This window comes from Thermomonospora echinospora (assembly GCF_900108175.1).
Classification (GTDB): domain Bacteria; phylum Actinomycetota; class Actinomycetes; order Streptosporangiales; family Streptosporangiaceae; genus Thermomonospora; species Thermomonospora echinospora.
Genome location: NZ_FNVO01000001.1, coordinates 863993 through 887770, shown reverse-complemented (window position 1 = coordinate 887770; position 23778 = coordinate 863993). Strand labels below are relative to the sequence as shown.

The 23778-nt window shown below is 70.3% G+C and carries 24 protein-coding genes; 8 read left to right on the top strand and 16 right to left on the bottom strand.

The window, feature by feature from the left end; all coding sequences use genetic code 11:
• Positions 1-13: 13 nt before the first annotated feature.
• Both C4U03_RS04085 and C4U03_RS04080 read right to left on the bottom strand, forming a co-directional pair.
• Positions 14-601 (bottom strand): cupin domain-containing protein, encoded by a 588-nt coding sequence (locus C4U03_RS04085; protein ID WP_146087242.1) that lies wholly within the window; start codon positions 599-601, stop codon positions 14-16.
• A complete protein-coding gene (locus tag C4U03_RS04080) occupies positions 601-1053 on the bottom strand; it encodes a DUF3598 family protein (RefSeq protein ID WP_103936206.1) in 453 nt (150 codons plus the stop codon). The genes C4U03_RS04085 and C4U03_RS04080 overlap by 1 nt, the downstream gene beginning before the upstream one ends.
• A gap of 163 nt (positions 1054-1216) precedes the next feature.
• Between C4U03_RS04080 and C4U03_RS04075 the strand changes: the two genes are divergently transcribed.
• The 4 genes from C4U03_RS04075 (at position 1217) to C4U03_RS04060 (ending at position 4167) form a co-directional block, all read left to right on the top strand.
• Positions 1217-1672, top strand: coding sequence for a DUF3598 family protein (locus tag C4U03_RS04075; RefSeq protein ID WP_103936205.1), 456 nt, complete (start codon positions 1217-1219; stop codon positions 1670-1672).
• Complete coding sequence (locus C4U03_RS04070; protein ID WP_103936204.1) at positions 1669-2664, top strand: MDR family NADP-dependent oxidoreductase; 996 nt, start codon at positions 1669-1671, stop codon at positions 2662-2664. Before C4U03_RS04075 ends, C4U03_RS04070 begins: the two co-directional genes overlap by 4 nt.
• A gap of 116 nt (positions 2665-2780) precedes the next feature.
• The gene (locus C4U03_RS04065) at positions 2781-3218 is read left to right on the top strand and encodes a YybH family protein (RefSeq protein WP_103936203.1); all 438 of its coding nucleotides are present in this window, start codon (positions 2781-2783) and stop codon (positions 3216-3218) included.
• Positions 3219-3234: 16 nt separating this feature from the next.
• The gene (locus tag C4U03_RS04060; protein WP_103936202.1) at positions 3235-4167 is read left to right on the top strand and encodes a VOC family protein; all 933 of its coding nucleotides are present in this window, start codon (positions 3235-3237) and stop codon (positions 4165-4167) included.
• Between the two features lie 75 nt (positions 4168-4242).
• Here C4U03_RS04060 and C4U03_RS04055 read toward each other — a convergent pair whose 3' ends face one another.
• From C4U03_RS04055 to C4U03_RS04035, 5 genes are all read right to left on the bottom strand, one after another.
• A complete protein-coding gene (locus C4U03_RS04055) occupies positions 4243-5472 on the bottom strand; it encodes an ABC transporter substrate-binding protein (RefSeq protein WP_103936201.1) in 1230 nt (409 codons plus the stop codon).
• A gap of 58 nt (positions 5473-5530) precedes the next feature.
• Positions 5531-6760 carry an ABC transporter substrate-binding protein gene (locus C4U03_RS04050; RefSeq protein ID WP_103936200.1) on the bottom strand — a complete coding sequence of 410 codons (1230 nt, stop codon included), beginning with the start codon at positions 6758-6760 and terminating at the stop codon, positions 5531-5533.
• A 143-nt stretch (positions 6761-6903) separates the two neighbouring features.
• Positions 6904-7881, bottom strand: coding sequence for a VOC family protein (locus C4U03_RS04045; RefSeq protein ID WP_103936199.1), 978 nt, complete (start codon positions 7879-7881; stop codon positions 6904-6906).
• Positions 7874-9346, bottom strand: a complete 1473-nt coding sequence (locus tag C4U03_RS04040; protein WP_103936198.1) for an FAD-dependent oxidoreductase — start codon at positions 9344-9346, stop codon at positions 7874-7876. The genes C4U03_RS04045 and C4U03_RS04040 overlap by 8 nt, the downstream gene beginning before the upstream one ends.
• Positions 9343-10173, bottom strand: a complete 831-nt coding sequence (locus C4U03_RS04035) for a VOC family protein (protein WP_103936197.1) — start codon at positions 10171-10173, stop codon at positions 9343-9345. The genes C4U03_RS04040 and C4U03_RS04035 overlap by 4 nt, the downstream gene beginning before the upstream one ends.
• Before the next feature lie 171 nt (positions 10174-10344).
• On the opposite strand from C4U03_RS04035, the gene C4U03_RS04030 reads away from it, so the two are divergent.
• Genes C4U03_RS04030 through C4U03_RS04015 form a run of 4 tightly spaced genes read left to right on the top strand, consistent with a single transcriptional unit; the run spans position 10345 to position 14773 of the window.
• On the top strand, positions 10345-11391 hold the full coding sequence (locus C4U03_RS04030; RefSeq protein WP_200827010.1) for a nitrilase-related carbon-nitrogen hydrolase: 1047 nt from the start codon (positions 10345-10347) through the stop codon (positions 11389-11391).
• Positions 11392-11402: 11 nt separating this feature from the next.
• Positions 11403-12827, top strand: a complete 1425-nt coding sequence (locus C4U03_RS04025) for an aldehyde dehydrogenase family protein (protein ID WP_103936196.1) — start codon at positions 11403-11405, stop codon at positions 12825-12827.
• A gap of 2 nt (positions 12828-12829) precedes the next feature.
• Complete coding sequence (locus C4U03_RS04020) at positions 12830-13306, top strand: DUF3598 family protein (protein ID WP_103936195.1); 477 nt, start codon at positions 12830-12832, stop codon at positions 13304-13306.
• A 30-nt stretch (positions 13307-13336) separates the two neighbouring features.
• Positions 13337-14773: an FAD-dependent oxidoreductase gene (locus tag C4U03_RS04015; RefSeq protein ID WP_200827009.1), complete on the top strand. Its 1437-nt coding sequence runs from the start codon at positions 13337-13339 to the stop codon at positions 14771-14773.
• 173 nt (positions 14774-14946) lie between these two features.
• On the opposite strand, the gene C4U03_RS04010 is transcribed toward C4U03_RS04015, so the two are convergent.
• From C4U03_RS04010 to C4U03_RS03970, 9 genes are read right to left on the bottom strand one after another with little or no spacing between them, the layout of a single operon-like run.
• Positions 14947-15792: an HpcH/HpaI aldolase/citrate lyase family protein gene (locus tag C4U03_RS04010; protein WP_103936193.1), complete on the bottom strand. Its 846-nt coding sequence runs from the start codon at positions 15790-15792 to the stop codon at positions 14947-14949.
• Positions 15789-16952 carry an acyl-CoA dehydrogenase family protein gene (locus tag C4U03_RS04005; RefSeq protein ID WP_103936192.1) on the bottom strand — a complete coding sequence of 388 codons (1164 nt, stop codon included), beginning with the start codon at positions 16950-16952 and terminating at the stop codon, positions 15789-15791. The genes C4U03_RS04010 and C4U03_RS04005 overlap by 4 nt, the downstream gene beginning before the upstream one ends.
• Before the next feature lie 7 nt (positions 16953-16959).
• The gene (locus C4U03_RS04000) at positions 16960-17361 is read right to left on the bottom strand and encodes a Zn-ribbon domain-containing OB-fold protein (protein ID WP_235017621.1); all 402 of its coding nucleotides are present in this window, start codon (positions 17359-17361) and stop codon (positions 16960-16962) included.
• Positions 17358-18500, bottom strand: a complete 1143-nt coding sequence (locus C4U03_RS03995) for an acetyl-CoA acetyltransferase (protein WP_103936191.1) — start codon at positions 18498-18500, stop codon at positions 17358-17360. The genes C4U03_RS04000 and C4U03_RS03995 overlap by 4 nt, the downstream gene beginning before the upstream one ends.
• A complete protein-coding gene (locus C4U03_RS03990; RefSeq protein WP_103936190.1) occupies positions 18497-19579 on the bottom strand; it encodes a RidA family protein in 1083 nt (360 codons plus the stop codon). The genes C4U03_RS03995 and C4U03_RS03990 overlap by 4 nt, the downstream gene beginning before the upstream one ends.
• Entirely contained in the window at positions 19569-20921 is a 1353-nt protein-coding gene (locus C4U03_RS03985) for an MmgE/PrpD family protein (RefSeq protein ID WP_103936189.1), read from the bottom strand. Before C4U03_RS03985 ends, C4U03_RS03990 begins: the two co-directional genes overlap by 11 nt.
• Positions 20918-22120: a CaiB/BaiF CoA transferase family protein gene (locus C4U03_RS03980; protein WP_103936188.1), complete on the bottom strand. Its 1203-nt coding sequence runs from the start codon at positions 22118-22120 to the stop codon at positions 20918-20920. Before C4U03_RS03980 ends, C4U03_RS03985 begins: the two co-directional genes overlap by 4 nt.
• A complete protein-coding gene (locus C4U03_RS03975; RefSeq protein WP_103936187.1) occupies positions 22117-23145 on the bottom strand; it encodes an LLM class flavin-dependent oxidoreductase in 1029 nt (342 codons plus the stop codon). The genes C4U03_RS03980 and C4U03_RS03975 overlap by 4 nt, the downstream gene beginning before the upstream one ends.
• A complete protein-coding gene (locus C4U03_RS03970; protein WP_103936186.1) occupies positions 23142-23681 on the bottom strand; it encodes a MaoC family dehydratase in 540 nt (179 codons plus the stop codon). Before C4U03_RS03970 ends, C4U03_RS03975 begins: the two co-directional genes overlap by 4 nt.
• Positions 23682-23778 lie beyond the last annotated feature (97 nt).

The following is a 23778-nucleotide window of genomic DNA, read 5'->3' as shown; positions in this document are numbered from 1 at the left end:
CGCTCCTCGTTCCTCAGTCTCCGGACGCCGGCCAGCGGCGGACGAGGACGCGGCCGGGCAGATCGGGAAGGGACGCGGCGTCCGGGGCGTACGCCCAGACCCGCGCGTCGAGGAAGGTCGCGTCGAGTCCCGTGGCACCGTCTCCGATTCCGGGGAGCCGGCCGGAGAGTTCGGCGAGGGAGCCGAGCAGCGCCGAGTGGGTGCGCCCGGTCTCCGCTCCGGGCCCGGGGGCCTCCTCGGCGACGCCGTCCTTCCAGCGGGGAGGTCCGGAGAACCAGGCGACGGCCAGGCAACCGCCGGCGCCCACGAAGCTGTCCGTCCGGGTCGTCAGCTCGGGAAGGTAGGCGTACGCACCGGCGGAGCGGGCGGTCCCGCTGACGGATATCCGCCCGTCGAGCACCGTGAACTCCTCAGCGCAGGTGTAGTGGCCGGTGCCCGGCCTGGTCCAGCCCGCGGGGAAACGGACCAGCGACACCGAGGAGCCGGTGGCCGCGTCGGCGTGCAGCCGGACGAGCCGGACGGGAGCGGAGGCGGCCGGCATGGTCACGTCGGTCCAGTCCAGGCCGGGGGCGTCGAGATCGACGATGCGGGGCTCACCCATCAGTGCCACACCTCCGGAACTCCGCCAGGTACGCGGTGCTCCTCTACTACGGTGACCTGCTCCAGCCGGCCGTCACGGAACGTCTTCCAGAGCCGGGACTTGTAGTCGTCCCGGGCAAAGGTGATCAGCTCGACCACCTCGACGCCGGGCTCGGCCGTCCACCGGTAGGTGAACAGCAGGAAGCGCCCGTCGACGAGCCGCGCCCGCCCTTGGAAGTCGGCGGAGCCGAAGACGAGGTCGTCATCACTGTCGAACCTCGCCCGGAAGTCGAGCATCTGGGGCTCGGTCTCCGGGCGCCGGTAGATGATCCGCTCGTACCAGTGGTCGCCTTCCAGCCGGGTCTCCTGCCGTGACCCGTAGGTCTCCAGTACGGCGCCGGCCGGGGTGAGGTGGGTGTAGACGCCTTCCCAGACCCCGGTGACGGAGCCGAGGCGCTCTCGCAGGCTGGTCATTCACTGTGCCCTTCTTCTCAAGGCCGGACCCTAGGGCCGCAGACCTGTCCCGCAGGGCGGAGTTTAAAAGTCAGACCTTTAAAAATCAAGGCTTGTTCCGCTAGTGACAACAGCGTTCCACTGTGCGACTCTAGGGGGCACCCCAGTGGAGAAGGAGCGACCCATGAACGTCCGGGAAGGCATGCCGCTGCTTGCCAGGCACGAGGGTGAGTGGAAGGGCACCTACACCTACGTGGATCCCGAGGGGAACCTCATCGACCAGCACGCCTCCCACCTGAGCTGCATGTTCCCCGCCGAGCACCCGGACCGGTACGTGCAGGTCAATCGATACCGCTGGGCGGACGGCCGGACGGAGGAGCACACCTTCCCCGGCATCTACGACGGTGCCGGGCGCCTGCACTTCGACACCGAGCGCATCAAGGGCGTGACCTGGTGCCTCGACGCGAACACCGCCTACCTCACCTGGCGTTACAAGGCCGCCGACGAGGAACTGGACCAGCGGCTGTACGAGCTGATCGTCCTCAGCGACGACGGGAACGACCGAACCCGTGTCTGGCAGTGGGTGGAGAACGGCGTCTGTGTGAAGCGCACCCTGATCAACGAAAAGCGGGTCGGATGACGCTCCCCTCCTCGCAACGCAGGATTGTCCTCGCCAGGCGCCCCGCCGGCGTTCCCCACGAGGACGACTTCCGAGCAGAGAGCACCGAAGTCCCCCAGCCCGGGCCGGGAGAGGTGCTGGTCCGCACGGTCGACCTCTCCCTCGACCCCTATGTCCGAGGCACCCTGACCGGGCGTGATCTGGGCCATCGGCCAATCGCGCCCGGAGACCTCGTTCCGGGCCGGGCGATCGCCCGGGTCGTGGACACGGGCGAGTGGGTCGTGGCCGAAACCGGCTGGCAGGAGTACGCCGCCGTCCCCGCTGCGGCCCTGAGCCCGCTGTCCACGCCCTCCGGCGTGCCGCGCACCGCCGTGCTCAGCGTCCTCGGCACGCCGGGCCTCACCGCCTACGCCACGGTCACCCGGCTGCTGCGCCCCGCCGTGGACGGCACCGTCGTGGTCTCTTCCGCGGTCGGCGCCGTCGGCGGCACGGCCGGGCAGCTCGCCGCGCTCGCCGGCGCCCGTACGGTCGCGATCGTCGGCGGACCCGAGAAATGCCGGATCGCGGTCGAGCACTTCGGCTACACCGCGGCCGTGGACCGCCACGATCCCTCCTGGCCCCGGGCCCTGGCCGCCGCCTGCCCGAACGGGGTGGACGGCTATCTCCACATGGGCAGCGGTGCGGTGCTCGACGGAGTGATGAACCTGATCTCACCCGGCGGACGGGTGGTGCTGTGCGGACTGCCCGACAACGCCAACGAGGTGGGCACTCCTGCGGTGCTGCCCGCCGGATTGCTGATGCGGACCCGGGCGGTCGTGCACGGATTCGTGGTCTACGACCACGAGGATCTGCGCCCGCGCTTCCTCCGCGAGGTCGGCGGACTTCTGGCGGAGGGGCGGCTGCGCCTGCTGGAAGACGTCCACGAGGGCCTGGAGTCGGCGCCCGCGGCCTTCCGCAGGCTCATGTCCGGGGAGAACCTCGGCAAGACGATCGTGCGTATCGCCCACGGGTGACGCGGACCGCCTCCACCCCACCTTGACCCTTTATACATCAGACAATTAGGGTCCAAGGACCGACCGATGTTCCGCCGCCGCAAGGCGCGGAACCGCAGCACGTGGAAGGCACGCTCATGCGGACACCCCTCGGCACGGCTGAGGCCATGCTCACCGCCGTCATCGACAAGAACGTGGACGGCGTTCTGGAGACCTTCTCCCCCGCCGCCGACGCCTACGTCTTCCTTGAGGGCCCGCGCTGGACCAACCGCGGTGGTGACCGGATCGCCGAGGGGTGGCACGCCTATTTCAGGTCGCCGGCCGGCATCACCGCGTTCCGCTGGGTCGAGGGGCCGTTCGTCTTCGAGAGCGACACTCTCGCCCAGGTCTGCGGTGTGATCGACTACGACATCGTCGGCGACGGCAAGGCCGGCCGGCTGCGAATGCGGATGACCTGGCTGGTGCGCCGGGAGAACGGCGAGTGGCGCATCGTCCACGAGCACGGCTCCCAGCCGCTGGAGGACCCCTACGGCGCCGGGGACTGGTGGCCCGAGGGCGCCGTCCCCCTGTCCTGAACGGGAAGGGACGTCCATGATCAGCGGCCTGCGGGCGGCGACGGTGTCCGTGGCGGACCTGGAACGTTCCTGCTCCTTCTACCAGGACGTGTTCGCCTACACGCGGCTCGCCGAGGCGAAGGTCGCCGGACGCGAGGCGGAGCTCCTCTGGCAGATGCCCTCCGGGCTCACCGGCCGCACGGCCGTGCTGGGTCCGGAGGGCGCCGCCACCGGGCTGCTCCGGCTGGTGGAGTTCGACGAACCCGGAGAACCGTACTGGGGCGACTATTCGCGGGCACAGGACTACGGGCACTACGCGCTCAACATCCGGGTGCGTGACATCCACACCGCCGTCGCCCGACTGCGCGCGGCCGGGGGCCGCAGCAAGTCGGAGCCGTCCCACTGGACGGTGGCGGCGGGCCTGTCCGCCTGGGACTCGCTGTCCTACGATCCCGACGGCAACGTGCTCGACGTCTTCCAGTTGGAGGCCGCCGAGGGGTCGCTCCTGGCGGACTACGACGGGCGGCCGAGCGTGCTGCAGACCGTCGCCATCCACGTCTCCGACGCCCGCGCCTCCGCGGACTTCTACTCCGCACTCGGCTACGTCGAGCTCTACGACAAGCTGGTCGAGAACATGGAGTCCTTCTTCCGGCTCCCCCCGGGGACCGGCCTGCGCAACATCAACCTGTACGCCCCGGACAGCCCGTCGGCCGGTCGGGTGGAACTGGCCCAGTACGTCGGGTTCCCCGGCGTCCAGCAGCGCGACCGCGCGGTTCCGCCGCACCGGGGGATCCTCTCCGTCTCACTGGCCACCGACGACCTCGCGGCCACCGCCGCGCTGGTCACCCGGCTCGGCGGCGAACCGGTATGTCCCGCGGTCGAACTGGACCTTCCGCCGTACGGCCGGACACTCGCCCAGTCCTTCTTCGGCCCGGACGGCGAGGTCCTGGAGTTCCACCAGCCTTACTGACGGCCCGCCCACGTGAAAGGGGCCGTTCCCCCCTCAGGAGGAACGGCCCCTTTCACGTGCGTCGGCCCGGCCTCGTCAGTTCGCGACTTCGACGGTGTGCCAGCCCTTGTCGTCCTTCTTCCACTGGTAGACGTGAATGTCGTCCAGGTTGAAGAACTCGTGCTTCTCGATCTTGATGGAGTTGCCGGACGGGGTCTCGGTGTCCGGGATCTCGATCTTCTCCAGGGCGGCGGCCACGGCGTCCGGGTCCAGGCTCTTGGCCTGCTCGGCGGCCTGCGTGTAGGCGAACACGCAGTCCGCGGCGATCTCGGCGGCCTTGGGCGACTCGGCGCCGGTCTTGGGACCGGTGTTCTTGCCGAAACGCTTCTCGATCTCCTCGATGTGCCGCCGGTAGCCCTGCTTCCACGTGTCCCTGCCGTCCCGGCTCGGGTAGGGGTAGTAGGTGGCGCTGAAGAGCGCGCCGTCGGCGGCGTCGCCCGCCGCCTCGACGAACGAGATGTTGCGGGCGCCCGAACCGCCCACGATCAGGCCCTTGTAGCCCGCCTCGTTGGCGGCGGCCATGGTCTTGGCCCCGCTGGAGGAGTTGGAGATCCAGATCGCGCCGGCGTCCTTGAGCTTGTCGATGTAGGGCCGGTGGGACTGGTCGTCCGGCCGGGTGGCCTCGAAGCCCTTCCAGGTCAGGCCGGCCGCCTCCGCCTGCGCCTTGACCTCGTCCGCGGTGTTCTTGCCGGCGTCGTCGCCTTCGTAGACGACGCCGATCGAGGTGACGCCCTCGGTCTTCAGGTGGGCGATCATCTTCGCGGCGTCGAGGCTGACCGGGTCCTGGGCGCGGAACCCGTACTTCAGCGAGCTGAAGTCGCCGGTGGCCACCATCGGCTGACAGTTGATCTTCTTGTTGCTCTCGAAGCCGGCCTTGGCCGCGTTGTAGAAGGCGGTCAGCGCCGGCCCCACCACCAGGCCGACACTGTCGTCGCCGGCGAACTCGTTGGCGGCCTGCACCGCCTTGGCCGGGTCGAGCCCGGAGTCGCGGACCACCAGTTCGAGCTTGGCCCCGCCGAGGCCGCCCGCGGCGTTCAGCCGGTCGATCTCGACCTTGACCGAGTTCTCCAGGGAGATGCCCGCGACGGCGAACGGGCCGGTCATCGGGCCGATCAGCCCGACCTTCACCACGGGCCTGCCCGCGCTCCACCCGCCGCCGGAGGACTGCTGCGTCACCCCGGCTCGTTCTTCCTTGCTCGCGCAGGCCGTGAGCAGCAGCGCGGCACCGAGCAGCGCCGTGACTTTGTATCCGGTTTTGGCGGACATGGGGGTTTTCCTCTCAGGTGTTGCGTGAAGCGCGGGCCGAACTTCCGGACCCGCGAGGTCAGGACCCAGGGGTGACGTCCGTGATGAACCAGCCCTGGCCGTCCTTGTCCCACCGATAGATGTGGAGATCCTCGACGTGGTAGAACTCGTGGTCGGCAGGCTTGATTCGGTTACCCGACGGAGTCTCGGTGTCCGGAATGTCAAGCTTCGTCATCGCCGAGGCGATCTTGTCCGGATCAAGGGTCTTGACGCTCTCCGCCGCGGCGGCGAACGCGGTGACGCAGTCCGCCGCGATCGCGGTCCCCTTGGGCATCTTGGCGCCCGACTTGGGACCCTCGATCACACCGTACTTCTTCACGATCGTGTCGACATGGTCCCGGTAACCGGGCTTCCAGGACGCGCGGTCGCGGATGTTGAACTGGACGTTCACCGCGGAGAACACCGAATCGATCGCCCTGTCCCCCGCCGCGTCGAGGAAGGAGACGTTCTGCAGGCCGGAGGTGCCGGCCAGGACGCCCTGGTATCCCGCCTCGCCTGCGGCCGCCATCGTCTTGGCGCCACTGACGTTGCTGGAGACCATGATCGCGCCGGCGCCCTTGAGCTTGTCGACATACGGCCGGTGCGTCTGGTCGTCGGGACGGGTCTGCTGGAATCCCAGGTACTCGATGCCGTACTTCGGCGCCAACTCGGCGATGAAGCCGTCGTTGGCCTTGCCGGCGTCGTCCGCCTCGTAGACGAGCCCGACGGAGGTGACGCCCTTGCTCTTGAAGTACTGCATCAGCTTCTCGACACCGATGTAGTTCGGGTCCTGGGAGCGGAAGCCGTACTTCAGCACGCTGAAATCACCGGTGCCGACGCCCGGCTGGCAGTTGATCTTCGCGTTCTGCTCGTAGGTGTCCTTGGCCGCGTTGTAGAAGGCCGACAGTGACGGCCCCACCACCATGCGGATCTGGTTGTCGCCGACCAGCTCGTTGGCGGCCTGCACCGCCTTGCCCGGGTCGAGCGCGGAGTCGCGGACCACCAGCTCCAGCTTGGCCCCGCCGATACCGCCGGCCTGGTTGATCCGGTCCATCTCGACCTGGATCGAGTTCTGCTGAAGGATTCCGAGGATCGCGTACGGCCCGGTCATCGGCGAGATGAGTCCGATCTTTACGGCACCCGACCCCGCGTTCCAGCCGCTTCCGCCGGCCGCCTTGTCACCCGCGCGCTCTTCCTTGCTCGCGCAGCCGGCGAGCACCAGAGCACCCGCGGCCAACGCGGAAGCCCAGCGGATCGTGGACCTGCGCACGTGTCTACCTCCTGAGGTTCTTCGACCCCCGACATGGATTCCGCTGCACGAAACAGGGTTACGGGAAGCTTAGGAACCACCTCAGGCCAGCGTCAACGATTTGTCTGATGTTTGTTTCTCACTGTCTTGTAACGCTCCGGCCATCACAACGTCTGCCATAGTTCCACGGAGATTCCGTTGGGTGTTTCCACCGCGACAACCCGTGCCCTGCCGTGCAGCGGCGTGGAAACCTCGGATGGGGGACGTACCACCTGCCCTCCGGTGGCCGCCACGCGTTCCACGGCCGCGTCCACGTCCTCGGTGCGCACCGACCACCCCGTGTGCCCGAGGCCGTGTGCGGGCCGCTGGACGCCGCGCCGGTCCACTCCCCGGTGACCGCTCTCCACCCGGGTGAGTTCTATGCGGGTCGACCCGCCTTCGGCGCTCGCGACGAAGGCGAGCCGGAGCACGGTCCCCTCCGGGAGGGCCGCCATCTCCTCGATGCCCGGGGAGCTGAACGTCACGTCGTACCAGGCAGAGAGACCGAGTCCCGCAGGCCCCCAGAACGCGAGCTCCGCCTCGAAGTCGGGGACATGCGCCACCACCGAGGTCAGCTCCGTGTAGTGCCGCTCCGGGTCGGTCCGCCACGCCTGCGTGCCGCGGGCGTTCGCCGGCTGCACGAAGACGAGGCCGAGCCCATCGGGCCCGAGGCAGTAGCCCTCCGTCACCGACACGACCGCCTCACCCAGCGGCACCTCATACCGTGCGGGCCTGCTGATCCAGGGGTGTCCCGCGGCCGTCAGGCGGACGTAGGAGGCGTCGATGTCACGGGTGTAGAGGTTGAGGCCGGCGAGGCCGACGTCCAGGGTGTGCGGATGCTCCGCAGGGGCGACCGGGCCGTTCACCTTCAGCAAATGGACACGGCCCGTCGCGGAGCCCGCCGCGGTGAGCAGCCTGACCTCGACGTCGCCGAGCCCGGCGCCCCACAGCCGCGCCGCGTCGGCGGCCTCGACCACGCCCTCCGCGGCGACCTCGAAACCGAGCTCGCCACAGAAGAGGTCGAGGTGCGGACCGAAGTCCGTGACGCCGACCACCGCCGAGGTGACGCTCTCGATCAGCGGCTCGCGCCCGGTGTCACCCACGCCCGCTCCCCCTCCGCGCGGCCAGTGCTCGGCCGAGTTCCCGGCCGAGCGTCATCGCGGGCGTCACGCTCATGCCGCCGACATAGTTGTCGCCGGCGAAGACGTTGTTGCCCAGTACCTCTCCCACCGCGTACAGGCCGGGGATCGGGTCGCCCTCCCGGTCGAGCACCGCCAGCTCGCCGTTCACTCGCAGGCCGTCCCGGCTGAGCAGGGAAGCGGCGACCGAGGTAAGGGCGTAGTACGGCGCCTGCGAGATCGGTATGGGCAGGGTCGTCCGCCCGTGGTCGGGATCGTGTCCGGCGGCCACCGCCTCGTTGTAGCGCCGCACGGTCTCGACGAGTCCCCCGGGGGATACGCCGAGCTTGCCCGCCAGTTCCTCAAGGGAGTCCGCGGCGACGATCCACCGGCCGCGGGAGTGTTCGTCCCGCATGCGCTCGGGCGTCCAGTCGCCCGCGCCGTTCCTGATCAGGGGCTCGGCGGCGGCTGCGATCGCCTGGTCCCAGATGATGTGCATCTCGATGCCCGGCTGACGCAGCAGCGCGCGTTCCCGGTGCTCGGGACTGGTGGTGTCCTCCGCGACGAAACGCTCACCGTCGCGGTTGACCCAGATCTCGTACGGGGTGCGGTAGGCGGGGGCGACCTCGACGAACGCCTCGCGGTAGTCCACCGCGAAGCCGGGCCTGCCAGGGTCGGGGATCAGTCCCATCACCGGGATGAAGTATCCGTCGCCGCTGATGCCCGCGCCCAGTTCCTCCGCCAGGACCAGGCCGTCGCCGGTCGCGTGGTCCAGGCAGGCGATCAACGCGTTCTCGCAGCCGGGCGGCAGGAATCTGTTCCGCAGCTCCAGGTTGGCGTCGTAACCGCCGGTGGCCAGCACGACGGCGTCGCCGTAGGCGGTCACCTCGCCGCCGTCGGGGCCGGTCCCGGTCACTCCGGCCACCCGCCCGTCCTCGACGACGGCGCCTTCGATCCGGACGCCGAACCGGACGGTCACCGCGCCCTGCTCGACCAGGCCGTCGAGCAGCGGTCGCAGTGCGTCGATCACCGACAGGCCGGCTCTCACCCCCCAGTAGGTGCGGGGCACCGAATAGACCTCGTGCCCGTGCACCAGCCCCGGTGTCGCGGGATCGAACTCAAAGCCCTGGCTCTCCAGCCAGTCGACCGTCCGCCCCTGGGCGCGCACGGTCTGCCAGGCGAGCCGCTCGTCGGCCTTGCCGTGGGACAACCGCATCACTTCGGCGAAGTGCTCCTCGGGGGTGTCGCTGATGCCGTGCGCGGCCTGGCGGCGGGTCCCCGCTCCGCTGAACTCGCCGTTGGCGATGTGCAGCATGCCGCCGATCTCCTGCTGCTTGTCGATCAGCAGGACCCTGGCGCCGCCGGTGGCCGCCTCGATGGCCGTGCACAGGCCGCCGGTGCCGGCACCGACGACCACTACGTCGAAACGTCCGAGATTCTCCGTGGTCATGCCGCGGCTCCGCGCAGCTCCACCTCGACGCCGGCGGGCCCGCGCAGGACGCGCTCGCCGATGCGGACGCCGCCTGCGGCTTCGAGGGCGGCGGCCGTCGCGTCCGGGTCGTCGGCGGCGAAGACCAGCCGGCGCAGCCCCAGCGGGCGGTCGGACAGGTCGCGTGCCTGCACGCCGGTGAACGACATGATCTCCAGCCGGGCGGGTGCCTGGTCGGCCGAGACCAGGAAGGACAGCCGCAGGCTCGCGCCGGGCGGCATGCCGATCATGCGCTCGAACGGCTCGCCGCTCATCGCTCCGTCGAAGGCCACCTCAAGGCCGCCCGCCTCGGTAAAGAAGCGCAGCGCCTCTTCGTGGTCGGCAGGCACCAGGACCGCCGTGTGCAGTTCCCCGTGCAGGCGTTGCGGGTCGCCCTCCAGCGCGGGGCTCGGCCGATGGCCGGGCCCGGCCTTGGGCAGCGTCCACCAGAGGCCGTCGCTGCCGAGCGCCACGGCCTCGCTCAGGGAGGCGGAGCCGTAGGGGTAGGTCACCGGTTGCCTGGACCGCCCGCCCGCCTCGTCGATCAGTCGGGTGGATCGCTCCAGATCACGTGAGTACATACCGAGCAGCCGCGGGCCGAGGTCCCAGACCCTGGGCTCCTCGGCCTCCCGGCCCGCCGCGGCCGGCCGCAGCCGGAGGCGGCCGGTCCCGACCCCGCGCACTCCCATGAGCGCCTCGGCGCCGTTCCGTTCGATCACCTCGAGCCCGAACGCGCGGGCGTGGAAACCGATCGACGCCTCGACGTCCCGGCACACGACGACCGCTTCGATGATCGCTCCGAGCGCCACCGTCGCACCTCCCCCTCACCTTGCTTGTTCCATCACACGGAACACTGTTCCAATCAAGAAGGAGCGTATCCCCGCCGACGCCCACCGCGGAACCCCGCAGACTTCCCAAAACGCGACACCCTCCCTATAGTCGTTAGAAACAGCGTTTCGTCAGGCGGAACAGAGGTGTGTGTGAGCCAAGACGATGTGGTTGAACCGGTGACCGCCTACCGGGCGGTCGCGCTGCAGAGCACATGCCGCGCGATCAACCGAGCCCCCAGTACCGCGGCTGCGCGCGACATGATCCGGGCCGCGATCGACCAGGTGGCCGACCAGGTCGAGGCGACCCAGCGGTTCGTCGGCGGGCTGAGGCTCGTGGTGCTCCCCGAGTACCTGCTGACCGGGCATCCGATCGGCGAACCGCTCCCGGAGTGGTGCGAGCGGGCCGCCCTCGACCCCGACGGCGCCGAGTACGCGCGGCTGGCCGAGCTCAGCCGGGACAGCGGCCTGTTCCTGTGCGTCAACGCCTACGAACTGGACGAGCACTTCCCCGGCCTCTACTTCCAGGCGTCGGTCGTCTTCGACCCGCGGGGAAAGACCGTCCTTCGCTACCGGCGGCTCAACTCGATGTTCGCCGTGACTCCGCACGACGTCCTCGACAGGTACCTGTCGATCTACGGGGAGGACGCCCTCTTCCCCGTGGCCCGCACCGAGATCGGCAACCTCGCCGCCATCGCCTCCGAGGAGATCCTCTTCCCCGAGGTCGCCCGGTGCCTGGCCATGCGCGGGGCCGAGGTGTTCCTGCACGGCTCCTCCGAGGTCTGCAGCGCGCTGCTGTCACCGAAGAACGTCGCCAAGCTGGCCCGTGCCGCGGAGAACGGCGCGTATGTGGTGTCCGCCAACACCTCCGGCGTGTACGGCATGGGACTGCCCGCGCACTCCGCGGACGGTGGCAGCCAGATCGTCGACTACCGGGGGAACGTGCTGGCCAAGGCGGGGCAGGGCGAATCGATGGCCGCCAACGCCGAACTCGACCTGGCCGCGCTGCGCCGGATGCGGCGGACACCGGAGATGATGAACCTCCTCCCCCGCCAGCGCTTCGAGCTCTACGCGCCGAGCTATGCCGGCACGTCCTTCTACCCGCCGGACACGGTGCGGCCCGGCGAGACCGAGCGCGGCCACTTCCTGTCGACGCAGCGCGCCGTGATCGACCGGCTGGCCGCCGACGGACTGATCTGAGGAGAGAACGCATGACGCAGCGGATATCCGTCCGCAACCCTCGCACCGGCCGGCCCGACTATGAGATCACCGCACTGGACGCCGCCGCGGTCACGCGGATCGCCGACCGGCTGCGTGCCGCCCAGCCCGCCTGGGCGGCACGGCCCGTCGAGCAGCGGATCGCCGTCCTGGCCGCCTTCAAGGAGGCGGTCATCCGGCGGCGGGAGGAGCTCGTCCGCCTGCTGGAGGCCGACACCGGCCGACACCAGGTCTCGCTCATCGAGGTGGACGCCGTCCTGTCCGGGATCGACCGGGCGTCCGGCTTCGCCGCCGAGGTCTTCGCGCCCGCGAGCCTGGTCGCCACGGGCGACCCCGCGGTCCGAACCGGCGGTGACCTGGTCGCCTACCCGGTCGTCGCGGCGATCTCTCCCTGGAACTTCCCCCTTCAGCTCTCTCTCATCGACGCGGTGCCGGCCCTCCTCGCCGGCTCCGCCGTGATCCTGAAGCCGAGCGAGATGACTCCCCGCTTCATCCCGGCGCTGCGTGAGTGCATCGGTGAGGCCGCCGACCTCGCCGACGTCTTCGCGGTCGTGGAGGGCGACGGCGCGACGGGCGCCGCGATGATCGAGGCCGCGGACGCGGTGTGCTTCACCGGCAGCGTGCGCACCGGCCGCGCGGTCGCGCGGTCGGCCGCCGAACGATTCATCCCCGCCTTCCTCGAACTAGGCGGAAAGGACCCGGCGGTCGTGACCGCGTCCGCCGACCTGGACAGCGCCGCGTCCGCCATCCTGTGGGGCTCGACCATCAACTCCGGGCACGCCTGCATGTCGATCGAGCGGGTGTACGTGGACCGCGGCGTCGTCGAGGAGTTCGTCGACACGCTGGTCGCCAAGGCCGAACGAGTGCGACTGGCCCTTCCCGCACCCGCCGACGGTGACATCGGCCCGATCATCACGAGCGCGCAGACCGACACCATCCGCGAGCAGCTGGACGACGCCGTCGCACGAGGCGCCCGCGTCCGGACCGGCGGTCGGATCGAACTCATCGACGGCGGCTCCTACCTGCGGCCGACCGTGCTGACCGAGGTCGACCACTCAATGCGGCTAATGCGCGAGGAGACCTTCGGGCCGATCATCCCCGTGATGGCCTATGACGGGGTGGACGAGGCGGTCGCGCTCGCCAACGACACCGAGTTCGGCCTCAGCGCCGCGGTGTTCGCCGGAACGGCGGAGGAGGCACTGTCGATCGCGCACCGGATCGACGCCGGAGGCATCAGCGTCAACGACGTCTGCCTCACCGGCATGGTCCCCGAGGCCGAGAAGAACTCCTTCAAGATGTCCGGACTCGGCGGCTCGCGCATGGGACGGCCCTCCGTCCAGCGCTTCCTGCGCAGGCGCGCCCTGCTCGTCCGGGAGACCGCAGGTCCCCGGCCCTGGTACTACGACACCGCGGAGTGATGATGACGATCGCCGAGATCCTGCAGCGGACCTCCGGAGTCTGGGAGGGCACCTACACCGTGCTCGACGCCGAGGGTGAGCTGCTCGAGCGCTTCGCCAGCCGGCAGGAGGGCCTGATGGAGGGCACCGACTGGACCGAGAAGGTCGTCTACCTCCGTGACGGCTCCGAACCCGAGGTCCGCTACTACCGCGCCGTCGTCGACGGCGACAGTGTCGAGTTCGTCGACGACGAGATGTGGGGAACGACCCTCCGGGCGGGCGGCCAGGCCATCCTCTTCACCTTCGGCTGGAACGCGCGGCCGCAGGAGCGCATCGTCGAGATGTCGATGGCGGACGGCGACTACCGCACCCGGCTGTGGCAGCACTTCGAGAACGGCGCGCTCAGCCGGCTCACCATGGTCGAGGAGCGCCGCCTGCCCGGCGCCGAGCCCGAGCGCTGGTACACCCCACCGGCTGCGGGCGAAACCGCCTCCGCCTGAGAACCGCAAGCACTACAGGAGATCCCAGTCGTGGAAAGTTACGACCTCGTGGTCGTCGGAGCGGGCACCGCGGGCATTCCCTGCGCGGCCGAGGCCGCGCTCGGCGGAGCCCGCGTCCTGCTGGCCGAGAAGGACCAGCGCATCGGTGGCACTCTGCACATCTCCGGCGGCCACATGGCGGCCGCCGGGACCCGGCGGCAGGCCGAGCGCGGAATCACCGACTCGGTCGAGGCCCATCTGGCCGACATCCGCCGCATCAGCTCCGGCACCGCCCGCGAGGACCTGATCACCACCGTCGCCGAGAACGCCGCCGAGACCATCGACTGGCTGGACGACAGAGGCTTCACGTTCGCGTCCGAGACCCCGCGCATCATCTACGGACACGAGCCGTACAGCACACCGCGCACCTACTACGGCGTCAATGAGGCCGTGTCGATCCTTGAGGTCTTCGAGGGTCTGCTCGCCGAGGCCGTCGCCACCGGACGGCTGGATGTGTGGAAGAACTCCCCCGTCATCGGTCTGTCCACCGATGAGGAGGGCGCGGTCACCGGTGTGACCGTACTGCGCGGCGGAGGGGAGGTGGAGGTGCGCGCCGGCGACGTGGTGCTGGCCACGGGCGGTTTCGCGGCCGAGCCGGAGCTGTTCCTGGAGCTGGAAGGCGCACCCCTCGTCTCGGCGGCGCACCCGACCTCGACCGGCGACGGCATCCTGCTGGCCCAGGAACTGGATGCCGCGGTGACCGGCACCGGTTCCTACCTGCCCACCTTCGGGGGGCTGCCCGACCCCGTCTCCCCGGGGAGGGCCAACTGGTCGGACCGGCAGCTCCTCATCGCCGCAGAGCGCCCCCCGGTGGAGATCTACGTCGACAGGTCAGGCCGCCGCTGGATCGCCGAGGACGAGCTCTCGATCGACGTCAAGGAGCGGGCGCTCACCCGCGTCGAGGACATGACCTTCTGGACCGTGTTCGACGACGCAATGCTGGAGTCCACGAGGCAGGGCCGTCCGCTGGTGGTCGGCTGGACTCCCGACGAGCTGCGCGCCCGGGCCGGGCAGCGGGTCGGCGTCCACTCGGCCGGGACCCTGGAAGAGCTGGCCGTGGACGCCGGCATCGATCCCGCCGGGCTGGTGGCGACGGTGAACCGCTACAACGAGGCGGTCGCCGCCGGCTCCGACCCGGACTTCGGACGCACCCACCTGCCGCTGCCGCTGGAGCAGGGGCCGTTCTACGCGATCCGCAACCACGGCATCTCCCTGGTCACGTTCGCCGGCCTCGACATCGACTCCGATTTCCGGGTCCGGCGCACCGACGGGACCTCGGTGCCCCACCTGTACGCGATCGGCGAAGTGATCGGCGCAGCGGCCACCTGCGGTCAGAGCTTCTGCTCGGGCATGCTGGTCACCCCCGCGATCACCTTCGGCCGGCTGCTCGGCCGCCGCCTCGCCGCCACCGCGCAACAGGGCTCGTAGCGGCCGCGGATGCCGAGGACCCCCGGCGGAGCGGCCGATCCCTCACCGCTCCGCCGGGGGTCCTGCGTTCTCCCGTCCCCCGCGGCGCCCATGGCGCCGGACCGGCGCGGCCAGGGAACGCGACGGGGCCCGCCGGCTGCGGCCGGCGGGCCCCATCGCATCCGACGCTGGTGTCAGGAGAGGAGACGGCGAGCGGAGCGGACCACCGCCTCGTCGATGAGCCGTCCCTGGGCGTCCAGGCAGACGCCGGAGCCGGCGGCGAGAGCCTCACCGTAACGGTCGAGGACGTCCTTGGCCTTGGCCAGTTCCTCCTCGGTGGGGGTGAAGACCTCGTGGACCACCGCGATCTGGGCGGGGTGGATGCAGGCTCGGCCCCAGAAGCCCAGGCGGCGCAGCGTCCACGTGGACTCCCGCAGTGCTTCCAGGTTGCGGAAGTCAGTGCTGACCGGGGCGATGGGCGGGTCGATCCTCGCGGCGGCGCTGGCGGCGACCACCTGCGAACGCGCCCACAGCAGCTCCCCACCGTCCGGGGACGGCGTGACGCCCAGGTCGGCGGCCAAGTCCGCCTCACCGAGCTGAAGCCGGACCACACGCGGAGCACGGGCCAGCTCGCGTGCGCGGAAGAGGGCCTCGCCGGACTCCAACAGCGGAATGAGCCGTAGGGGCTCGGTGATGCCGCGTTCCGGCTCCAGGTCGGTCAGCAGGGCGTCCAGCGCCTCCAGGTCGGCGGGGTCCTCGGCCTTGGCGACGCAGACGCCGGTCAGGCCCGGGGCCACCACGGCGCGCAGGTCCTGGTGTCCCTGCTCGCCGGGGTTGATCCGTACCCACAGGCGGGGACCCGCCCCTCCGGCGGGGAGCGCGTCCAGCCAGGAGGCGACCGTCGCCCTGGCCGCCTCCTTGCCCGCCTGGGGCACGGCGTCCTCCAGATCGACGATCAGCTCATCGGCGCCCTTGCCGAGCGCCTTGGCCAGCTTGTCGGCCGCATCACCGGGGACGTACAGAGCGGAGCGGGCGGTCATCCGATGACGCCCTGGCCGCTGGTCAGCACCTTGGCGATGACGGTGCGCATGATGTCGTTGGTGCCCTCACCGATGCTCATCAAGGGAGCGTCGCGGTAGAGGCGTTCGACGACGAACTCCTTGGAGTAGCCGTAGCCACCATGGACCTGCATGGAGGTCAGGGCACACTCAATGGCGGCCTCGGAGGCGAAGGTCTTGGCCATTCCCGCCTCCATGTCGACACGGTGGCCGGCGTCGGCCTGGGAGGCCGCCCAGTAGACCAGCAGGCGGGATGCCTGGACCTTGATGGCCATCTCCGCGATCTTGAGCTGGATCGCCTGGAAGTCGTGGATCGGCCTGCCGAACGCCTCACGCTGGGCGGCGTAGGACAGCGCCTCGTCGTAGGCGGCCTGGGCGATGCCCAGGGAACGGGCCGCGACGTTGATGCGGCCGATCTCCAAGCCGGACAGGACCTGCTGCATACCCCGGCCTTCGACGCCGCCGAGGAGGTTCTGCCTGGGCACCCGGACATCGTCCAGGGTGATCTCGCACGACTCGGTGCCCTTGTAACCGAGCTTGGGCAGGTCGCGGGAGACCGTGAAGCCGGGGGTGTCGGCGTCGATCAGCAGGACCGACATGCCCTTGTGGGCGGGCCTGGCCGTCGGGTCGGTCTTGACCAGGACGGGTAGCGGGTCGGCGTGGCGGGCGTTGGTGATCCACGTCTTGCTGCCGTTGACGACGTAATGGTCGCCGTCGAGTCGCGCGGTGGTGGAGATGCCCTGCAGATCGGTGCCGGCGCCGGGCTCGGTGAGACCGATGCCGGTGCGGCGCGCGCCGGTGGCCAGGTCCGGCAGCAGGCGTGCCTTCTGCTCCTCGGTGCCGTGCTTGTTGATCATCCAGCAGGCCAGGGAATGGCTGCCGAGAATGCCGGCGATGCCCATCCAGCCCTTGGAGATCTCCTCGAAGACCAGCGCGAAGGACACCATGTCGACGCCCAGCCCCCCGTACTCCTCGGGCACGGTCAGGCCGAACAGGCCGAGCTCCCGCATCCCGTCGACGATCTCGGTGGGGTAGCGGCCGGAGGCCTCCCACTCCTGGGCGACGGGGCGGATCTCCTTGTTGACGAAGTCCCGCAGGGTGTCGCGGAACAACTGCTGTTCCGCGGTGAGGGAGAAATCCATGATCGATTCAGTCCTTGTCAGCTGGGGCGAACACCGGCAGGTGGCGGCCGTCGGGCAACGGACGCCAGGAGACCCGGACGGGGGCGTCACACCGCCACGAGCCAGGATCGGCGCCCACGAGGTTGGTCAGCAGGACGGGCCCCTCGGCGAGGCGGACGCGAGCCACCACGTAGGGCACCTCCGGCCCGGGACGGGGGGCACGGTGCACGATGGTGAAGGCGTCGACGACGCCCACGCCCGAGACGTCCGCGAAATCCAGGTCGGTGCCCCCGCAGCCGGTGCACAGCGCCCGCGGGTAATGCTGATGGCGGCCACAGGCTCGGCACCGCTGTACGGTCAGCCGCCTCTCGCGGGTGGCCTCCCACCACGGGGCGGTCACCTCGTCGACGGGGATCTCCGGTTCGCTCATCGGTCGGCCCCCAGCAGAACGGTCGCGTGGGTGGAGAAGATGCCGCCGGTGCCGTGCGCCAGGGCGATCTCGGCATCGGGGACCTGCCGCTCGCCGCACTCGCCGCGCACCTGGCGGACGGCTTCGATGAGCAGCAGTAGCCCGAACATGCCCGGGTGGTTGTAGGACAGTCCGCCGCCGGAGGTGTTCAGCGGCAGGTCGCCGCCGGGACGGATCCGCCCGCTCGCCGCCAGCTCGCCCGCTTCTCCGGGCTTGCAGAACCCCAGTCCCTCCAGGGTGAGCAGCACGGTGATGGTGAACGAGTCGTAGACCTCCAGGACGTCCACGTCGGACGGGTTGAGCCCGGACATCCGGAATGCCGTCTGCCCGGAGGCGAACGAACCCGGCCGCAGCAGGTCGTCGACGGCCGTCATGGAGGCGTTGGTCGTCGACTCGCCGTATCCGAGCACCACGACGGGCGGCTTGGGAAGGTCGCGAGCCCGCTCCAGCGACGTCAGGACGATCGCGCCTCCGCCGTCCGTGACGAGGCAGCAGTCGGCCACCGTCAGCGGAGAGGAGACCGGTTTGGCCGCCAGCACCTCTTCGACGGTCAGCGGCCCGGCCTCGTGGCGGAACGCCTTCGGGTTGAGCAGTGCCCACTCGCGGGCCGCCACCGCCACCTCTGCCAGCCACTCCCTGCCGCCTCCGTAGGAGTGCAGGTAACGCTGCGCCGCCATGGCGTAGTACGACAGCGGGAACAGCGGCGCGTAGGGATCCTCGAACTGCGCCTGCGGGATGTGCGCTTCCTGTACACCGCCCAGGGAGCGGGACCTCGCCGAACGCTGGTTGGAGCCGTAGGAGATGACGACGGTCGAGCACTGTCCGGCCTCGATGGCCTGCACGGCACGCGCCACGTACATCTCGAACGCCGAACCTCCGGCGAAGGTCGAGTCCGACCACGACGGCTCCAGCCCCAGGTACTCCGCCAGTTGCGCGGTCGAGAAGCGGGACAGGCCGGCCGTGGCGAGTCCGTCCACGTCGGACAGCGACAGCCCCGCGTCGGCCAGCGCCCGGGTGATGCCCTGCGCCTGAAGGGTGAGGATGGACTTGCCGGTCACCCCGAGGTCGGATTCGGCGGCGCCCACGATCGCGACGGTCATGACGGGAATACCGCCGTCGGCACCACCTCGATGAGGAGTTCCGGCCTCAGCAGCGCCGAGCAGACCACGGAGGTCAGCGCCGGGGTGTCGCCGAAGTACTTGCGGCGGATCTCGGCGACCTCGGCGTAGCGCTCGACGGACCCGGGCGTGACGTACTCCACCAGCCGCGTCACGGAGCCGTACGGAAGGGTCTCCCCCAGTCCGGCCTCACGCAGCACCGCTGCGATCGAGGCGTAGGTGTACTCGGCCTGCGCCAGCAGGTCGCCCTCGAAGATGCACTTCTGGGTGGCGGGCTCCAGCGAGCCGAACCCCGACATGAACAGGGTGCGGTCGGTCGCCAGGCCCGGCTTGTAGGTCAACGTCTCATACCGGCGCCAGCCCGGATTGACCGTGCGGAACGGCGCTGTGGACGCGATCGCGTCCAGCGAGGCCATCGCGCCCGGCACGACGGCCTGGTCGATGACGATCCCCGCCGCGCCCGGATGCACCGGACGCCCGTCCGAGCCCGTCCCGCCGAGCAGTTCCTTGCGGGGGCGGCCGCAACGCGGGTACTGCGCACGGGTGGCCTGCGCGGTGTAGTCGGTCGTCTGGACCAGCGTGTCCAGCCCCACGCCCGCGACCTTCAGCAGCTCGCCGGCCCGCTCCAGGCAGTAGCGGTACTGTCCGCGGAAGTCGTCGGCGAAGACGATGGACGTCCCGTCGTGGGGATGGATGCTCGGCAGGTAGACGATCTCGTCGGCGATGCGCATCGTGCCCCGGTGGAAGCCCTCATCCGGGTGGGCCTGCACCAGCTGCCCTCCACCGGGGAAGGCGGTCAGCTCGACCGCCAGCTCCGCGCCCCGCTGCGGCAGCCCCTCCACGCCGACGGTGGCGATCGGCGCCTGGTGACCGCCCAGCGCCGCCGCGCGAGCGTTCTCGACCCGCTCGTAGGAGTCGAGGGCGTCCTTGGTGGCGTACTCCACCACCTGCACCACGTCGGCGGGGCCCAGCCCGGTCTCCGCCAGCGCGGCGAACGCCCCGGCGTAGGCGTCCTCGACGGTACCCGCCACGGACGACAGACGTGTCGTTTCAGAGCTCATGGTTCTCCAATGCGCGGATGAGAACGGCCAGGGACGGCAGGTCGGCCAGGCCGAGAACGAGTTCGATGATCTTTTCCCCGCCGGGGCCAAGGTTGTCCAGGGCCTTGGCGGTGACCAGGGCGTCGATGCCGGGGTCGTCGGGTCCGCCGCCGCTGCGCGGGACCTGGGCGGTGACCATCCTGCCCGCGGCGGTCCGGATCCGGACCCTGCCGGGCTGGTCGGCTGCGACGCCGCCGAAGTCCACCACCTCGGTGCGTACCCGCGCGGCCAGGGCCAGCACCTCGGGACGGTCGATCCGGTCGTAGGTCGCAATGGTCACCGAGCCGTCGAGCAGCATCGCCGCCAGGCTCCACGGCAGGCTGAACTTCGCGTCGTAGGCCGAGCGCGGCGTCTCCTTGCCGGGCGCGCAGACGATCGACGCGGCGTCCGGATGGGCCTCGACGACGACTTCGGTGATCTCGTCGGCCGCCACCTTCCCGAAGCCCAGCTCGACGCGTGCCTGGTGAGCGGCGTCGAGTTGGGCGTGCATCAACTGGCAGGCCGGATACGGTTTGACGGTGATGCGGGTGGCCTCCCAGCGATCGCCCAGACCGCCCACAATCGCCGCGCGGTCGGCATCGCGGCGGGCCAGGGCCCGGTAGAGGCCGTACTCTCCCTCGAAGACCGTCGAGGGGCCGGTGGCTCCCGCCGCCGCGAGCGCGGCGGCGACGAGTCCGTCTGCGGCGGCGAAGCCGGGGTGAAGCTGCTTGGTGGAACTTCCGGTGTTGAGGAACTCCAGTAGTCCGCCGGCCCGGCTGCCGGCGATGCCCAGCGCGTTGACGGTCTCCTCTTCGGAGAGGCCGCGCAGCCGAGCAGCGGTGAGCGCGGACGCGAAGACCCCGCAGGCGGCGGTGGCGTGCAGCCCCACGGCGTGGAAGCCGTGCGGTGCCGCCGCCCCGAGCCGGCAGATCGTCTCCAGGCCGACCGCGAGCGCGGTGAGCGCCTCCGCGCCGCTCACCGCGCTCCCTTCGGCGAGCACCACCGGCACGACGGGAGCAGAGGCGTGAACGAGCCCGCCGGCGTGGGTGTCGTCGAAGTCCAAGGCGTGGATCAGCACCCCGTTGGCCAGCGCCGCCGCCGCCCTGGTGAACCGTCCGCGCTGCCCGATGATGAGCGCATCACCGGGCCCCATCGCCCGGGCGGCGTGCGAGGCGGCGACGGCGGCCGTCACCCTGGCTCCCGCCACCGCGTTGCCCAGTGCGTCGAGCAGGTGGCGGGCAGCCGCCCGCCGCGCCTGCTCGGGCACCTGGTCCGGCCGGACCCGCAGGGCCCAGCCGGCCAGTTCCCCGGCGATGGTCGTCATGCCTGCTCTCCGAAGGCGCCTTCGCTCGCCAGTTCGGCGACGCGTTCACCCGAGTAGCCCAGCAGCCCGCGGAGGATCTCCTCGGAGTGCTCGCCGCGTTGCGGCGCACGCTGGTACTCGGGCCGCTCCGTGCCGGCTCTGACCGGAGAGACCAGGTTCTTGAGCGTGCCGTACCGCGGGTGCTCGGTCTCGACGATCAGGCCGCGGGCGAGGGTGTGCTCCTCCTGGAGCGCCTGGGAGACGTCGTTGATGGGTCCGCACGGGATGGAGGCGGCGGTCATCGGCGCGAGCCATTCGGCGACGGTACGGGTGGCCAGGGTCTTCTCCAGCTCCGCAAGCAGGGCGGCGGCGTTCTCCTGCCGCTCGGCGAAGGAGGCGAAACGAGGGTCGGCGCCCAGGTCGGGGCGTTCGATGACCTCTACGAGGCGCCGCCAGAACTTCTCCTTGGCGCAGCCGACCACGATCCAGCCGTCCTTGGCCTGGAACGCCTGGAACGGCACCAGGGAGGGGTGGGCGGAGTGGCGGGTGCGCACCGGGGTGAAGCCCGCGTTCATGTGCCAGGTGCCCGGATAGGTGAGCATCGAGATCGCGGTGTCGTACAGCGAGACGTCGCAGTCCATGCCGACGCCGTCGCGGCGTGCGGCGTGCAAGCCGGTGAGCAGGGAGAGGGCGGCGACGTATCCGCCGCAGTAGTCCACCAGCGACAGACCGGACTTGGTGGGCGGGCCGTCGGGCTCGCCGGTGAGGTCCATCCAGCCGGCCAGTCCCTGCAGGATGTAGTCGTAACCGGGCTGCTGGGCGCGCGGGCCCGTCATGCCGAAGCCGGTGAGCGAGCAGCAGACGATCCTCGGGTTGAGGTGCTTGAGGTCCTCGTAGGTGATCTTCAGTTTGGCCGGCACGTCGCCGCGCAGGTTGGAGTAGACGGCGTCGGCGCCGCGCACCAGGTCCTCGAAGACCGCGCGGCCCGCCGGGGTGGACATGTCCAGCGAGATCGACTTCTTGTTGCGGTTGAAGGTCTCGTAGAACAGCGAGTCCTCGTCCTCGGCGTAGGGGGGGACGTAGCGGCCCACGTCGCCGCCGGTCCTGGGGTCCTCGATCTTGATGATCTCGGCGCCCATGTCCGCCAGGTGCAGCGACCCGAAGGGCCCCGCGCCGTACTGCTCCAAGGAGATGATGCGGATGTCCTGCAGCGGCTTCACGACAGCTCTCTGATCAGTTCGATGATGTGCGCCTGCGCGGCCCGGATGTCCTTAGGCCCTACGCCGTGGACGGGCGGGGTCAGCTTGATGGAGTCGGCAATCCCCGCGTAGGCGGAGATCCGCTCGGCGACCTGGTCGAAGGTGCCCGTGAGCGTGAGGGTATCGGTCATCTGAGGAGAGACCGCGCCCCCCAGGTGGTCGGCGCCCGCGCCGGCCCGGAACGCCTCGATCACCCTCTCCTGCTCCTCGGCGAGGTCGTGGAAGGCGAAGAAATCGGCGTAGGTGCGCACCGAGGCGTAGAAGCCCGCGGTCCCGGCGGACCGACGGCGTGCCGCCGCCAGGTCGGTGTCGACCGAGCAGCAGGCGGAGACCACGACGTCCAACTCGGAGCGGTCCCTGCCGCTCGCGGCCAGCCCTTCCAGCAGCGGCGGCAGCGACCGTTCGGCGAGCCAGGCAGGGGAGCACAACTCGTGCGAGATCCAGCCTTGACCGATCTGGCCGGCGAGTTTCGTCATCGCCGGGCCCATGCCCGCCAGGTAGACCGGGATCTCCTTGCGCACCTGCGGGAAGGGCCGCTGGTAGCCGCGGACGCGCATCGGCTCGTACTCGCCCTCCACCACCATCGGTTCGCCCTCGGCGGCGTGGGCGACGAAGTGGCGCACCGCCGCGACGGTCTCGCGCAGGTGCGCGACCGGCCTGCCCCAGCGGGCGTTGTGCCAGTCCTCGTTGAGCCGCTTGACCCCGGTGCCCAGCCCCAGCACGAACCGTCCGCCGGAGAGCTCGTCGAGGTCCAGGGCCTCCAGCGCGGTGGTCATCGGGCTGCGGGTGAAGGCCAGCGCGATGGCCGTGCCCACCTTGGCCGCGGAGGTACCTTGGGCCAGCGCCGCGGCGGTGACCGTGGCGCTGCGGTGCAGTTCGGGTACCCACAGCGTGGTGGCGCCCGCCTCCTCCGCGGCACGGCCGGCCGCCACCATCTCCTCCAGGGTCTCCCCCCAGGGACCGAAGGTGATCTTTAGACCGGTCATGCCGGGTCCCCGGCGGAGGGAAGCCGGAGCCGCCCGGTCTTGGCTTCGGGGAAGTAGTTCTTGTCGTGCGTGGCGCCGCGCTTGTAGATCATGACGGAGCGGACCCAGGAGACGATCTCCTCACCGTCCTGGTTGAGGCCACGGGTGCGCATGGTGATGATCCCGGCGTAGGGCCGGGACTTGGACTCGCGGGTCTCGGTGACGATCGACTCGGCGTAGACGGTGTCCCCGACGAAGAGCGGGTGGGTCAGCTTGATGTCGGTCCAGCCGAGGTTGAGCAGCGCGTTCTGGCTCATGTCGACGACCGACAGGCCGAGCACCAGCGCGACGGTCAGGCCGGAGTTGACGATCACCTTGCCGTACGGAGCGCGGGCGGCGAAGTCCGCGTTGAAGTGGTTCTGGTTCGTGTTCAGCGTGAGCAACGTGAACCAGGTGTTGTCCGCCTCGGTGATCGTCCGCCCGAAGGGGTGCTGGTAGACGTCACCGACGGTGTAGTCCTCAAAGTAACGACCGATCCCGGCTTCGTGAACAGTCAACGCTTCGCCCTTCGAAAAGTCTGATGTTTATACAACATTAAAGGTCTGATGTATAGGCGTCAAGCCTCCCGTTCCCGCGGGGTGATGGAGGAGATCT

Coding starts and splice junctions, on each gene's coding strand:
- C4U03_RS04065 (WP_103936203.1), top strand. CDS start 2,781: ATGCGGACACCCCTCGGCACGGCTGAGGCCATGCTCACCGCCGTCATC.
- C4U03_RS03990 (WP_103936190.1), bottom strand. CDS start 19,579: ATGAGCTCTGAAACGACACGTCTGTCGTCCGTGGCGGGTACCGTCGAG.
- C4U03_RS03985 (WP_103936189.1), bottom strand. CDS start 20,921: ATGACGACCATCGCCGGGGAACTGGCCGGCTGGGCCCTGCGGGTCCGG.
- C4U03_RS04040 (WP_103936198.1), bottom strand. CDS start 9,346: ATGACCACGGAGAATCTCGGACGTTTCGACGTAGTGGTCGTCGGTGCC.
- C4U03_RS04070 (WP_103936204.1), top strand. CDS start 1,669: ATGACGCTCCCCTCCTCGCAACGCAGGATTGTCCTCGCCAGGCGCCCC.
- C4U03_RS03975 (WP_103936187.1), bottom strand. CDS start 23,145: ATGACCGGTCTAAAGATCACCTTCGGTCCCTGGGGGGAGACCCTGGAG.
- C4U03_RS04005 (WP_103936192.1), bottom strand. CDS start 16,952: ATGGATTTCTCCCTCACCGCGGAACAGCAGTTGTTCCGCGACACCCTG.
- C4U03_RS04075 (WP_103936205.1), top strand. CDS start 1,217: ATGAACGTCCGGGAAGGCATGCCGCTGCTTGCCAGGCACGAGGGTGAG.
- C4U03_RS04000 (WP_235017621.1), bottom strand. CDS start 17,361: ATGAGCGAACCGGAGATCCCCGTCGACGAGGTGACCGCCCCGTGGTGG.
- C4U03_RS04025 (WP_103936196.1), top strand. CDS start 11,403: ATGACGCAGCGGATATCCGTCCGCAACCCTCGCACCGGCCGGCCCGAC.
- C4U03_RS03995 (WP_103936191.1), bottom strand. CDS start 18,500: ATGACCGTCGCGATCGTGGGCGCCGCCGAATCCGACCTCGGGGTGACC.
- C4U03_RS04080 (WP_103936206.1), bottom strand. CDS start 1,053: ATGACCAGCCTGCGAGAGCGCCTCGGCTCCGTCACCGGGGTCTGGGAA.
- C4U03_RS04085 (WP_146087242.1), bottom strand. CDS start 601: ATGGGTGAGCCCCGCATCGTCGATCTCGACGCCCCCGGCCTGGACTGG.
- C4U03_RS04010 (WP_103936193.1), bottom strand. CDS start 15,792: ATGACCGCCCGCTCCGCTCTGTACGTCCCCGGTGATGCGGCCGACAAG.
- C4U03_RS04060 (WP_103936202.1), top strand. CDS start 3,235: ATGATCAGCGGCCTGCGGGCGGCGACGGTGTCCGTGGCGGACCTGGAA.
- C4U03_RS04020 (WP_103936195.1), top strand. CDS start 12,830: ATGACGATCGCCGAGATCCTGCAGCGGACCTCCGGAGTCTGGGAGGGC.
- C4U03_RS04055 (WP_103936201.1), bottom strand. CDS start 5,472: ATGTCCGCCAAAACCGGATACAAAGTCACGGCGCTGCTCGGTGCCGCG.